The sequence below is a fragment of the Virgibacillus sp. L01 genome, from assembly GCF_052246775.1.
In the GTDB taxonomy this organism is placed as follows: Bacteria; Bacillota; Bacilli; order Bacillales; family Amphibacillaceae; genus Lentibacillus.
In genome coordinates this window covers 1-12,586 of the sequence record NZ_JBQQCP010000020.1, presented here as the reverse complement: position 1 = coordinate 12,586, position 12,586 = coordinate 1, and the positions used below count along the sequence as shown (strand labels likewise).

The window sequence follows — 12,586 nt, the reverse complement described above, 5'->3', positions numbered from 1 at the left end:
TATTATTCATAGTAAGGCTCCTTTCGTAATGTGGCTCTGATTTGGGTTTTTCTTTCTTAGTAACAGTCTACCAAATTAACCCACGACTTTACGATTAAGGAGCCAGTTTTGTTCATAGTAGCTATTTACCCTTTTCAACCACATTTGTTATTGTTATTAGGTAAATAACGGAACCAGGAACCGCTTTAACCTTCTGGGACGGCTTTTTTACCCATTTAGCGGAACCACGATCCGCTCCCTTGAATCCTCATTCATGATCAGTGACCTGCCCGATCATTCTGCTAAACCATTATTTAAAAAATAAGGACTGTCTAACCATCGATTATTTGTCTGTTTTACCTAATACTCTGTTTACGCGCTTGCGAAGCATTTTCATCCCGCTTCCACCAGCCTGAAAATGTCTTAATTTCCCATGATTATCAAATACATAATAAGCAGGTACATACTTATTTTGAAAAGCATCTGTTAATGTATGATCGTTATCAACAAATATAGGCTGTGTAATATCATGTTCATTCGCAACTTTTTTAATCTGATCAAGATCCAAATCTTTTTCAGAACGTGGCATATGAACTGCGATTACGTTTAAATCTTGTTTGTATTCGTCACGGAATTCATTTATTTTTGGCATTGCCTCTTTACAAGTTCCACAGCTTACAGACCAGAAGTGAATTAGTGTTGGTTTATTTCCGATTAAAGCTTCTTTTTTAATCGCCTTACTATTAAACCATTTTGTAGCTCCTTCTAATTCGGGCATTTGATCTCTTAACCTCATAATGTCTACCTCCTATTAATATGCAAAAAAGGCTGGCTCCAATTTCCAAATTGTATGCTATGAGCCAGCTCTAACAAATTTATACAATTATTATATATGATTAATTTTCTATAATGTTTCCTGACCTGGTTTCCAGTTTGCAGGGCAAAGTCCACCTGTTTGAAGAGCCTGCAGAACACGTAGCGTTTCATCAACATCCCGGCCAATGTTATTATGAAATACTGTCTGATATTGTAATTCACCTTCCGGATTAATGATAAATAGCCCGCGTAAAGCAACACCTTCTTCTTCAATTAATACCCCGTAATCCTTGGAGACAATATGATTTGTGTCTGCAGCTAGTGGATAACCTAACTCTTCCAACCCATTATCATCACGTGACGTATTAATCCAGGCTTTATGTGTATGAATAGTATCGGTTGATACACCTATTACTTCTGCATCCAAATCTTCAAATTCATCATACCGATCTGACATTGCAGTTATTTCTGTTGGGCATACAAATGTAAAGTCCATTGGATAGAAGAAAAGTACTGTCCACATATCATTTTTCATATTTTCTTCTAAACTCACCTTACCAAATTCCTTATCAGGCATTACAGCGTCCATTTCAAACCGCGGAGCCTGCTTTCCTACCATTCTTTCTGCCATATGTAATCCCTCCGATTAAATATTTTCTCGTTCTAATTTTAATTATAGAATACCCTTTAAACCAGTCAATACAGAACGTTAGTCTTTTTTAAAAGTACATATAAATGACATAATATGTTCTTATTATTGACAAAAATCGCCTCCTTTATAACCATTTAAAAAAGGTATATGGTTTATAAATTAATAAATTGTGGTAATTTAATAGAGTCTGTCAATTTTGATATACTAAAATACTGGAAGGAAGATACATAATATGGAAATTTACGGAATGCATGTAGATTTATCTAATATGATAAATATTGGGTTAAAGATTGGGTTACTTATTTTAGCTTTTATTATTTTTATTCCAATTGGCAAAAAAATTATCGAGCGAACAATAAACAAGGCTGGCTCTAATCAAAAAATATCAGAAAGTCGTGTGAAGACGCTTGAAAAGCTATTAGTCAATCTGTTTTCCTATGTGATGATTTTTGTATTTATTGTTATGTTGTTTGCAATCTTTACTATTCCAATTGGACCTCTACTTGCAGGTGCAGGTGTTGTTGGTTTAGCAATTGGGTTTGGTGCACAGGGACTTGTAAGTGATGTTGTTACAGGGTTTTTCCTATTACTTGAGCGGCAAGTAGAAGTTGACGATTATATAACAGCTGGTGGCTATGATGGGATTGTAGAGGAACTTGGTTTACGAACTACAAAAATCCGCAGTTTTAATGGAACATTAAATTTTATTCCGAACCGTGAAATCATAGGTGTTGCCAACCATTCACGTGGAAATATGCGTGCACTGGTTGATATCGGAATTAGTTATGATGAAAATATTGATGAAGCGATTAGTTTATTGGAAAAGGTCTGTGCTGAATTCCAGCAGGATGAACGTTTTAAGGATGGCCCTAACCCAATAGGTGTTCAAAGTTTGGGTTCTTCAGATGTTGTCCTCCGTGTTGTGGGACAAACTGAAAATGGAGAACAGTTCGGATGCCAACGCGATATGCTTAAACGAATAAAAGAAGCATTTGATGAGGCAAATATTGAGATACCATTTCCACACCAGGTTAATATTCAAAAAGAAAAGTAACTTTACTTTTTTAAATGCGAAAAACCCCAGTTCAGTACCATGCGAACTGGGGTTTTACTATTTTACTCGTTTCCATTTAATTTCTGATTTACCATTTGGCAGACATCTTCTGCACTATAACCTTCTGCATTAATTACAGGGCCGGCAATACTTGTTGTAGACATACCCATAACATTTTTATCCTGACCTGTAATAACACAGCAATCACAATATTCAGTGTCATCCTCTGAGTGCAGATCAACTACATCATGTCCCATTTCCATCAGACCATCCTTAACGTCTGACAGACTTTCTTCAACACCAATACGCGCCATTCGTTTACCTCCTCCAGATACAAAGCTTACGCATCTAGTTTTTCCAGAAGATAAAATGATATACAGTAATTAACGGGCGTAAATGGCTTGTATTGTATTTATAACAGCATCGACACCTATCTCAAGTGCATCTTCATTAGGCTTTAATTGGGCATTGTGTAAGCCAGATACAGAATCAACGCCAAGCCAGAACATGAATCCTGGAATATCTTTTAGCATATAACCAAAGTCTTCTCCAGTCATTGCAGGATTTGCCTCTTGGTAATTAATATTATTAGCTGTCATAGCTTCAGCAAATATATCAACATACTCCTGTTCATTGTATACCTGATAATAATTTGCACCGTAATCAACAGCAATCTTGCATTCATGGGAAATCTCAAATCCTTGAATCAATCGCTCCAGTTTTTGCTTTATTACATTAATGGTAGCAGCTTCTAGTGTGCGAATGGTACCTTCCAATCTTGCTGACTCAGCAATTGCATTTTGCACAAACCCACTCTCCATCTTCCCAACTGTAACGACAGCACTTTCCAATGGGTTAAGGTTTCTTGCGACAATTTGCTGTAATTCCACAACAAAGGAGCTTGCTGCAACAGTCATATCCCTAGTTAAGTGTGGGTATGCAGCATGTCCCCCTTTGCCTGAAAAATCAAGAAACAATTCACTCGTATTTGCAAATAATAATCCCGGGCGACTGGACACTGTTCCTGCAGATAGCTCAGGTGCTATGTGTAAAGCAAAGATAACATCCGGCTTCCATTCCTTAAAACTATCTGACTCCATCATTGGTAATGCGCCACCAGGTCCTTCTTCAGCGGGTTGAAACAGGAATACAACATCATTTTCAACCGGATGATCAATAATGTGTTTTAGTGATCCTAAAGCAATCGTCATGTGAAAGTCATGTCCGCAAGCATGCATTTGACCTTCATGTGTGGATTGAAATGGATAATCTGTGCGTTCTGTAATCGGCAAGCCATCCATATCACAGCGGTATCCAATCGTTTGATTAGGGTTAGTTCCTGAAACACGGACCAGGATACCAGTTCGCCATTCTTTTACTTCTACCCTATCTGTTTGCATTGCATTAATCTTATCCAGTAAATAACTTTGTGTTTTAAATTCCTGAAAACCCAACTCGGGAATTTGGTGCAGTTCCCTTCTTATTTCTACTAAATTCATGCTAATCCCCTGCTTTAGTTATCTAATTTACGAAGCTCTTGTTTGATTTCTGTTTTTGATTTAGTACTATCATCGATTTCTTTTAATACTTTAGCCGGTGTACCTGCAACCAATGTATTTGGTTCAACATCTTTTGTAACAATTGATCCAGCAGCTACAATTGATCCCTTGCCTACTGTTACTCCTTCCAGAATAACTGCATTGGCACCAATAACTACTTCGTCTTCAATGACAACCGGTTTTGCTGAAGGCGGTTCAATAACACCAGCAAGCACTGTTCCGGCACCAATATGACAATTTTTTCCAACAGTAGCACGACCACCAAGAACAACATTCATATCAATCATGGTGCCCTCTCCAACAACTGAACCAATATTAATGCTTGCGCCCATCATAATAACTGCTCCGTCTCCAATCTCAACTTGGTCACGGATAATAGCTCCAGGCTCAATTCGTGCATTAATCTCTTTTAAATCAAGTAATGGAATGGCAGAATTCCTGCGATCATTTTCCACTGCATAATCTTCAATTTGCTCTTTATTATTTTCCAAAAAGGATTGAATATCCTTCCACTGTCCAAATAAGACACCACTATTTTTCTCAACAAATGACTGAATTGACTCACCGTATTTTAATTCATTCAATTGGTCACCTTTAACATATACTTTTACAGGTGTACTCTTTGTACTATTTGAAATAAAGCTAATAATCTCGTTTGCATCCATCATTTTCATATTCTCTTCCTCCAATTTTATGTATTTATTTTACTTTAGCAGACCACACAATCACTCGCAAGAACAAGCTATTCCTGTCCTTTTTTTGGCAAAAAATAAATTAGGATAAAACTGATCACTGCCAGTATTAATAGGCCAGTATAAACAAGATGTAATCCTGAAGTAAGACCTTCCTGCAATACAGATGTAACCTTCTGTGAAAGTGAGGCATTTTGCTGTGGATCCAATAAACTGTTTGCCGTATCGACTGAGACTTTGCTTTCCAGCCCTTCATTCTGAATAAAGGTTTGGATTCTGCTATTTAACAAACCTCCAAGTAATGCCGCGCCTAGTGCACTGCCAATCGAGCGCATAAACATATTTGCAGCAGTTGCAATCCCACGTTTTTCCCATCTGACTGCATTTTGTATTCCTACAATAAAAGATGTATTTGTCAAACCCATACCTACTCCAACAAAAAACGACCCTGCAGCCGCCCATACCGGACCTTTATCAGGTGATAACAGGAAAAACAATAGTGCTCCAATAATTAATGATGTACCACCAATTAATGAAGTCGCTCTATATCCTATTACCAGCAAAAGCCTTCCACCAGCCATAGCTGCAATAGGCCACCCAATAGACATTGTTGTTAACGTAAATCCTGCTACTGTTGCAGAATAGCCCATAACTCCCTGTACAAAAGCAGGTAAGTAACTGGAGACACCAATGAGAATCATTCCAGTGGTCAGCGAAGTTAAATTTGCTATACTGATTATTCGATGTTTCCAAATTTCAAACGGCATCATCGGGTCCAGTGCCCGCCGTTCTTGGATTACAAATAAAAGTAACCCTGCAACAGCCAAACAAATAAGACCGTACATGGAAGCAGAATTCCACGGGATTCCAATCCCACCTTCTACTAAAATGAAGAGCAACGATGTAATAGCTATTACAATCCACACCGATCCGAGGTAGTCAACCGAACGCTTTTGCTTTGCAATATTTTCATGGAAAAAGAAAAATATCCCTAGCATAGCAAGAATACCTAATGGAATATTCATCCAAAAGACATAACGCCAACTTAAGACATCGACCAAAAAACCACCAAGCAACGGTCCGGTAACAGCAGATATGCCCCATACACTAGACAATTGTCCTTGGATTTTAGCCCGTTCTTCTTTACTGTAAATATCACCAATTATCGTAGTTGCCATTGGCATTAATGCACCTGCACCAACGCCTTGAATAAACCGTGAAATGATTAGCATTGTCATGGATTCACTAAAACCCGAGAGCGTAGAACCTGTCAGAAAAACGGAAATGCCAATCATAAAAATAGGCTTTCTTCCGAAAATATCAGAAAGCTTGCCAAATATTAAAACTGTAGCGGCATTAGTCAGTAAGTACGCAGAAAACACCCAACTGTAAAGTGAAAAGCCGCCAAGATCTGCTACAATGCTGGGCATTGCTGTTGCAACAATTGTCGCCTCTATTGCAGCTAAAAACATGCCAAGCATTACGGCTGCTAATACAAATGGTCGTTTCATCGTTTTTATTTTTTTAAGACTGGTTACCATAGGCTATCACAGCTTCTTCTATTAGAAAGGATTCATTTTAGGTTTCATAATTATTTATTCTTCCAAACTCAACTTTCGCAGCGTAAATTGAACGCATAAAAGGCTGAAGATACACTACTTGAGTTGACTTTGGAATAATGGTGCGTATTTGATATATGATGCGGCGTACTGTGGAAAAATAATTTCAGTCCGCTGCGGAAATACACTTCGCGCACCTAGTGCGGCTGATGAGCCTTCTTGCTCCTACGTCGCTGCGTAGTCTCATCTAGGCCTCATTCCCACAGGAGTCTACGTGTATTTCCTTCGCTGTTAACTGGAGTAGGAATCGCTATAGAATAATTGTGTGACAGCACTACACTAGTCCGGGCGAGCGGAGGGCGGTGACTCCTGCGGGAGAAGCAACAGCTGAAGATCCCGCAGGAAGCGGTTTTGGCTTCCGAGGAAACTGAAGCGTTGCCCGCGGAAAGCATCCGCCCGCAGCGACCCCGGACGGCGGGACGAGAGGTTTTTAGAGATTATTCTAGCAGTTACGTCGCTTTTTATATCTTATGTGTAAAAAAACTTTTATCAATGTTGTCAAGGCAATAATTAAAAACGTTCTGAGATTATCAAGATAGCTGTTTGACCTTATACTATAGATACGAAAGTTGAGTTCCAAATTAAAAAACACCCTACGCATTATAGTTCTGCAAGGGTGCAGCAATAACTCAATTTAATGATTGGTCATTTTTGTTTGTATAAAAATCTCGTTTTGTTTGTTTTAGAATAGCACGTCTTGTTACGATTCCATCAAAATAACCCTCTTCATCGGAAACACAAACAAATGTATTGTTAATAACTGCTTTTAACCCATCCATAAATGAATCGTCTCTTGATAGGGATGGTATATCTGTGTTCATTACTTCATGAACGCGCATATCAGAAAGTTTTTCAATCTCAAATCGTTCTAAACCTAAAATTTCATTCAAAATGATTGTCTTACCAATTGTTCCTACTAGCTTATAAGATGCATCTAATACTGGGACAGCAGAATAACCGGATTTCACCAATACTAATAATGCGTGTTCCAATGGATTATTCAGCTGAACATGGGCAACTTTTTCAGATGATATCATTATATCTGCTACTGTAATATCTGTTAATTGCTTATCTTGTATCGTACTCATACTAAATCGCTCCTTTAAATACTAGCAACAAACTTTTTTTGAAATAGACTTATTAGAAAACTTGACATTCGTAAAAGGACTCTAATGAAAGTGTTTTTTGCTTTCTTAGAAATCCCTATACTCTGGAGTGCAGGCCTTAATGGCAAATGCTATGTTTCACTTATGCAGTAAGAATTTTTTTATACTTACTTACCTACAAAAAAGGAGTTATAACCTATATCCACATCCTTAGTTTACCATAGTTAATGTTCGAGAAACATATATAGTTCCTGCATATTTATAATATATCGGAAAATTTTTAGTATATATTTTTGTGAATATATGGGTACAGGTACTAATCAGAACGAGTTGAATTAGTGACTTTTGTAACTGGTTTTATACTAATTTCAGTATACAATAATAATATGTCGAACAGAAAGAGGCTGGCGTAATTTGGAAATACACACTTTCACCAAAAAAGAAGAAATTGTCCATGCTATTACACATGGGTTCGGTGCAATATTAAGTATTGCTGGACTTGTATTATTGATTATATTTGCTTCACTTAACGGAAACCCCTGGCAAATTGTTTCCGTTTCAATATTCGGAACAACAATGCTAATAATGTATTTATCATCAACTGTTGTTCACAGCCTGCCTGAAGGAAAATGGAAAGATATCTTCCAAATCTTTGACCATTCATCTATTTATTTGTTTATCGCAGGTACCTACACCCCATTCCTGCTTGTGCATTTACGCGATGAATTGGGCTGGATATTGTTTGGTACTGTATGGGGAATTGCATTAATCGGAGTTGTCTTCAAGATATTTTTCGTAAAAAAATTCCTTGTTCTGTCAACACTATTTTATGTTTTGATGGGTTGGTTAATAACCCTTGTATGGAATCCACTTACGGCAATTATGGATGGAACAGGTATGCTGCTATTAATCATTGGTGGTCTGTTTTATACACTAGGGGCTGTCTTTTATATATGGCGCGGATTTATTTATCACCATGCAATATGGCATTTATTCGTCCTGGCAGGTTCCGTTTTTCACTTCTTTACTGTATTTTACTATGTTATATAAACTGCAAAGCTGGCGTGCTATCCCACTGGACAGCACGCCTTAATATTAAAATGGGAACTTATTAAGCCATTGTCCCCCATCCATTGTTATGACTTCCCCATTAATGTAAGCAGCCTTGTCGGATAGTAAAAAGTGTGCAAGGTCAGCGATTTCCTCCGGCTTACCCAACCGCTGTAACGGGACTGAGTTCACGGTGCGTTTCGCAGCTTTTTCTGATTCAAATAATTTTTCAGCACCACCAGTACGCTCAATCGGCCCCGGGGCAATTGCATTCACACGGATACCATACTTTGTCCCCCACTCCACCGCTAACGTTCGTGTCAGATTAAGGACCCCTGCTTTTGCTGCAGATGAATGGGCAACACCCGCTCCGGCGTTCCAAGCATAAGTCGCAACCATATTAATAACTGACCCTTTAATTCCATTATCAATCCAGTAATTTCCTACCTCCCGGCTGCAATAAAAAGTGCCGTTTAACACGATGTCAATTACGGAATTCCAACCATTCACTGAAAGATCTTCTGCTGCAGCAATAAAATTACCGGCTGCATTGTTTACAAGATGATCAATTGAGCCAAATTTTTCGACAGTTTTCTTGACCATCCGTTCCACGTCTTCAGGATTTCTTACATCCATTGAAACGGTGTATATTTCACCGGTTGAATTTTTATCCAGTTCCTCTTTAGTCGCTTGTAATCGGTCATCATTTCTGCCTGTAAGCACAACATTCGCACCCTCAACAGCAAACTTTTCTGCCATATACTTCCCCATTCCACTAGAACTTCCTGTTACAATAACTGTTTTACCTCTCATATAATCCCTCTTTTCGTATGTTTTGCTGCACTACGCTTACTTTAGAATTTGTATTGCCTCATTGATCGCAAAGAACAATCATTGAAGGAACCCATCATCTTCATTTTCCTTCACAGCTCTTCGTATATTTCCTTCACTAGCAATCAGGTTTTCTAACATCACTCATTTGGAGAACAACATCCGTCTATAGTTATAATCATATTTATAACAATCACAAAAGTCAAAAAAATAACTGTAAATATAATGAATCGTTCTATCAAACTTTTATTTAATCTCATATAAAAATAAGGTATGATTAATATCATACGAGAAAATAATGAAAAAGCTTTTTTTTAAAAGATTGTAGCTTTGTCAAAATATAAAAACATAAGTTAGATGTAAAATACCCTACAGAATATGGATAACTGATTCGTAGTATTTAGTGTGGCTCTCTAGCCACTCAACAAAAATATACTCGCACCTAGGACTCACCATGATCCTCCGACGAATAGGACGTGGCGTACTTAGTCTGCCTCGCTCACCAAGAACGCTCACTACCATTAAGTTTATCTAAAAATCAAGCACGAGGAGACTTGCCAACCGCCACGAAAGCGGAGTGTATTTCCGAAGCGGTATCATAGCACTCAAGTATTTTTCCGGACCGTGTGGTAGTCAACATCAATTGCGAAGATTAAAAGGCAATAAAGCCTAATAAAAAGAATTTAAAACCGGTGAAAGGTTTGACATATATGAACAGACGTACCTTCTTAAAAAAATCCATAGGAAGTCTACTAGCTCTGGTTGGCTTAAGCGGGGGTACTTATTATTATGCACGGGAGATTGAACCAACAATGCTTGACATCAACCAGCAAATTCTATCGTCATCCAAGATCCCCAAATCTTTTAACAACTTTAAAATCATACAGTTTTCAGATACACATATTGGTTATCATTATTCACTCGACCAATTTGCTGAGCTTGTAAAAACAATAAATGCCCAGAATCCGGATATAATCGTGTTTACTGGAGACCTTGTCGATAAACCGCACACGTATAACTGGAACAACGAACTTATTAAAACACTACGAAAGCTCAAAGCAAATCATGGGAAATACTGGATTTACGGCAACCATGATCATGGTGGTTATGGGACTGACATCGTAAAGGATGTCATGGACAAAGCAGAATTTCATCTGTTAAAGAACAGCTATACTTCAATTAAAATAAATAACGAAGAAATTGCCTTGGCTGGTATAGATGATGTCATGCTTGGCAATCCTGATTTAGAAAAAACATTAGCAAATTCAGATCCTAACCTATTTACACTATTGCTTGCACACGAGCCTGATTTTGCCGATACGACAGTTCACTTCCCTGTAGATGTTCAGCTATCAGGGCATAGTCATGGCGGACAGGTTCGCCTTCCTTTTATTGGACATTTATATACTCCTATGTATGCAGAGAAGTATGTACAAGGAAAACACATATTACAGAACGAAAAGTTAACGCTATACGTGAACAGGGGATTAGGCACAACCCGATTACCGTATCGATTCCTATGCAAACCGGAGATTCATACCTTTACATTAAGAAACTAAGTATTTTTAAAGCTGTAAAGTAACCGCCGCTAACAACCTTAAATTGTAACAGTTTGTTCATAGTCTTTTTGCTAATAACATGCTACACTTGTTACGATTTGAATTAGGAGGAAAAATACATATGTCAAATTTTAAAATTATAATTCCTTTATTATTGGTTGTTATATTAAGTGCATGCGGTGAAAAATATGAAGGTGACTATTCATACGCGGTAAAGGATTTTACGTTTACGAACCAGGATGGCGAACAGGTTAGCAAAAGTGATATGGAAGGTAAATTTTGGGTGGTAGATTTTATCTTTACAAACTGTACTACTGTCTGCCCACCGATGACTTCAAATATGGCAGATCTTCAAAAACAATTAAAAGAGGCTGGACTTGAAGAAGAAGTTCAACTCGTTTCATTTAGTGTTGATCCTAAAAATGATACCCCGGAAATCCTTAAGTCTTATGCCAAGGCACGTGGTGGTACGTTTGACAATTGGCATTTGCTTACCGGATATGACTTTGAGACTATTAAAGAATTATCAATAAAATCCTTTAAATCTGCAGTTGAAAAGGTTGCAGGCTCAAACCAGGTAATGCATTCAACCAGATTTTTCATTGTGACACCAGAAGGAAATGCCATCAAAGGCTATGATGGCAGAGAACAAGAAAATATGGAAAAAATTGTTCAGGATATTGAAGATATGAGCTAATAAGCTGAAACAGGCCCTGCCCTGTTTCTTTTTTAATCAGTTTTCTAAAATATTGCAATAGGACAAGCTTTACGATACGATATATAGAAGTAATTCTATTAATTTAGAGAGGAGAGAATTCAATGAATGGAAAACAATCGATTCCTTTAAGCGAAATTGCCAAAGCACTCTTTACCATTAATCGTCATGCCAAGACCGCACCAGAACCAAAGCATCTCTATTTTATTAAAAAAGAAGCAATTAATCGCTTGTTAAAAGAAAAACGTGCACAAAAAGTTGGTTTACACTTTTCAAACCATCCAAAGTTTAGTAATCAGCATTCTACACTTCTAGTAAAAGTTGACGACTATTTTTTTCATATCCCCCCAACAAAAGATGACTTCAAAAGACTTGAACATTTAGGTGAACTTGATTCAAGCTACCGAAATCCTCAAACAAAGATGTCACTTTCACATGCGAAAAAAATCGTCTATAACTATATAAATTGGCACCCAGCAGAAAAACAGCACCGTGGGTCACATAAAAGATATACATCTTCTTATTTCACCCCTTCTTCTCTTGGGAAAATGGAATGGCCTCCTACCAAAACACACCGCAATTATTAGAAAACTTGGCTTATCGCCAAGCTTTAATGGTGAAAGCCTTCATTGCACTTATGCAGTAAGAAAGGATTTATACTTTCTTAACTTGTTTAGAAAGCGCCTGTACTGCTAACGGGGTCAGTTTTGGAAGAGAAAATGCTAATAACAATAGAGATCGTATGTTAATTATTATACATTTCGCCCCTGTTACTGAAGAATCCATTTATTAACGGAATGAGGATCCACTCCGATTGTTTGGCGGAACCTCATTCCGCTGATATGAACAAAACTGTCAAGTCCCAAGCTGTTTTTCCCTTTTTTGGGCATACTTAATACAAGAAGCCGTTTTTACTTCTTTTTATGGGTTAACCGTTTTGGTTAGACTATTTCC

Annotated in this window: 13 protein-coding genes; 5 read left to right on the top strand and 8 right to left on the bottom strand. The window is 37.6% G+C overall.

Translation table 11 applies throughout. The features are described from left to right. Positions 1–322 precede the first annotated feature (322 nt). Positions 323–775 (bottom strand): TlpA family protein disulfide reductase, encoded by a 453-nt coding sequence (locus ACTWQM_RS19955; protein ID WP_443259888.1) that lies wholly within the window; start codon positions 773–775, stop codon positions 323–325. Positions 776–883: 108 nt separating this feature from the next. After that, entirely contained in the window at positions 884–1,426 is a 543-nt protein-coding gene (locus ACTWQM_RS19950) for a peroxiredoxin (RefSeq protein ID WP_443259887.1), read from the bottom strand. Positions 1,427–1,679: 253 nt separating this feature from the next. Between ACTWQM_RS19950 and ACTWQM_RS19945 the strand changes: the two genes are divergently transcribed. Beyond that, complete coding sequence (locus ACTWQM_RS19945; protein WP_443259886.1) at positions 1,680–2,501, top strand: mechanosensitive ion channel family protein; 822 nt, start codon at positions 1,680–1,682, stop codon at positions 2,499–2,501. 62 nt (positions 2,502–2,563) lie between these two features. On the opposite strand, the gene ACTWQM_RS19940 is transcribed toward ACTWQM_RS19945, so the two are convergent. From ACTWQM_RS19940 to cbpB, 5 genes are all read right to left on the bottom strand, one after another. After that, positions 2,564–2,815, bottom strand: a complete 252-nt coding sequence (locus ACTWQM_RS19940) for a YkuS family protein (protein ID WP_443259885.1) — start codon at positions 2,813–2,815, stop codon at positions 2,564–2,566. A gap of 69 nt (positions 2,816–2,884) precedes the next feature. Then, on the bottom strand, positions 2,885–4,000 hold the full coding sequence (locus tag ACTWQM_RS19935) for an N-acetyldiaminopimelate deacetylase (RefSeq protein ID WP_443259884.1): 1,116 nt from the start codon (positions 3,998–4,000) through the stop codon (positions 2,885–2,887). A 14-nt stretch (positions 4,001–4,014) separates the two neighbouring features. Beyond that, positions 4,015–4,734, bottom strand: a complete 720-nt coding sequence (dapD, locus tag ACTWQM_RS19930; protein WP_443259883.1) for a 2,3,4,5-tetrahydropyridine-2,6-dicarboxylate N-acetyltransferase — start codon at positions 4,732–4,734, stop codon at positions 4,015–4,017. A gap of 68 nt (positions 4,735–4,802) precedes the next feature. Further along, a complete protein-coding gene (locus ACTWQM_RS19925) occupies positions 4,803–6,263 on the bottom strand; it encodes an MDR family MFS transporter (protein WP_443259882.1) in 1,461 nt (486 codons plus the stop codon). 737 nt (positions 6,264–7,000) lie between these two features. Then, positions 7,001–7,459 (bottom strand): cyclic-di-AMP-binding protein CbpB, encoded by a 459-nt coding sequence (cbpB, locus tag ACTWQM_RS19920; protein WP_443259881.1) that lies wholly within the window; start codon positions 7,457–7,459, stop codon positions 7,001–7,003. 432 nt (positions 7,460–7,891) lie between these two features. Here cbpB and trhA point away from each other — a divergent pair, with 432 nt between their 5' ends. Then, positions 7,892–8,527 (top strand): PAQR family membrane homeostasis protein TrhA, encoded by a 636-nt coding sequence (trhA, locus tag ACTWQM_RS19915; protein WP_443259880.1) that lies wholly within the window; start codon positions 7,892–7,894, stop codon positions 8,525–8,527. Between the two features lie 45 nt (positions 8,528–8,572). On the opposite strand, the gene fadH is transcribed toward trhA, so the two are convergent. After that, the gene (gene fadH / locus ACTWQM_RS19910) at positions 8,573–9,340 is read right to left on the bottom strand and encodes a 2,4-dienoyl-CoA reductase (RefSeq protein WP_443259879.1); all 768 of its coding nucleotides are present in this window, start codon (positions 9,338–9,340) and stop codon (positions 8,573–8,575) included. A gap of 728 nt (positions 9,341–10,068) precedes the next feature. Between fadH and ACTWQM_RS19905 the strand changes: the two genes are divergently transcribed. From ACTWQM_RS19905 to ACTWQM_RS19895, 3 genes are all read left to right on the top strand, one after another. Beyond that, a complete protein-coding gene (locus ACTWQM_RS19905; RefSeq protein ID WP_443259878.1) occupies positions 10,069–10,917 on the top strand; it encodes a metallophosphoesterase in 849 nt (282 codons plus the stop codon). A 121-nt stretch (positions 10,918–11,038) separates the two neighbouring features. Next, positions 11,039–11,614 carry an SCO family protein gene (locus tag ACTWQM_RS19900; RefSeq protein ID WP_443259877.1) on the top strand — a complete coding sequence of 192 codons (576 nt, stop codon included), beginning with the start codon at positions 11,039–11,041 and terminating at the stop codon, positions 11,612–11,614. A gap of 122 nt (positions 11,615–11,736) precedes the next feature. Continuing rightward, positions 11,737–12,219 (top strand): YkyB family protein, encoded by a 483-nt coding sequence (locus tag ACTWQM_RS19895; protein WP_443259876.1) that lies wholly within the window; start codon positions 11,737–11,739, stop codon positions 12,217–12,219. Positions 12,220–12,586 lie beyond the last annotated feature (367 nt).

Bases quoted from the DNA above. Each gene is read 5' to 3' on its own strand.
- dapD (WP_443259883.1), bottom strand. From the start codon at position 4,734: ATGAAAATGATGGATGCAAACGAGATTATTAGCTTTATTTCAAATAGT.
- ACTWQM_RS19955 (WP_443259888.1), bottom strand. From the start codon at position 775: ATGAGGTTAAGAGATCAAATGCCCGAATTAGAAGGAGCTACAAAATGG.
- ACTWQM_RS19895 (WP_443259876.1), top strand. From the start codon at position 11,737: ATGAATGGAAAACAATCGATTCCTTTAAGCGAAATTGCCAAAGCACTC.
- fadH (WP_443259879.1), bottom strand. From the start codon at position 9,340: ATGAGAGGTAAAACAGTTATTGTAACAGGAAGTTCTAGTGGAATGGGG.
- ACTWQM_RS19925 (WP_443259882.1), bottom strand. From the start codon at position 6,263: ATGAAACGACCATTTGTATTAGCAGCCGTAATGCTTGGCATGTTTTTA.
- ACTWQM_RS19905 (WP_443259878.1), top strand. From the start codon at position 10,069: ATGAACAGACGTACCTTCTTAAAAAAATCCATAGGAAGTCTACTAGCT.
- ACTWQM_RS19935 (WP_443259884.1), bottom strand. From the start codon at position 4,000: ATGAATTTAGTAGAAATAAGAAGGGAACTGCACCAAATTCCCGAGTTG.
- ACTWQM_RS19950 (WP_443259887.1), bottom strand. From the start codon at position 1,426: ATGGCAGAAAGAATGGTAGGAAAGCAGGCTCCGCGGTTTGAAATGGAC.
- cbpB (WP_443259881.1), bottom strand. From the start codon at position 7,459: ATGAGTACGATACAAGATAAGCAATTAACAGATATTACAGTAGCAGAT.
- ACTWQM_RS19940 (WP_443259885.1), bottom strand. From the start codon at position 2,815: ATGGCGCGTATTGGTGTTGAAGAAAGTCTGTCAGACGTTAAGGATGGT.
- ACTWQM_RS19945 (WP_443259886.1), top strand. From the start codon at position 1,680: ATGGAAATTTACGGAATGCATGTAGATTTATCTAATATGATAAATATT.
- ACTWQM_RS19900 (WP_443259877.1), top strand. From the start codon at position 11,039: ATGTCAAATTTTAAAATTATAATTCCTTTATTATTGGTTGTTATATTA.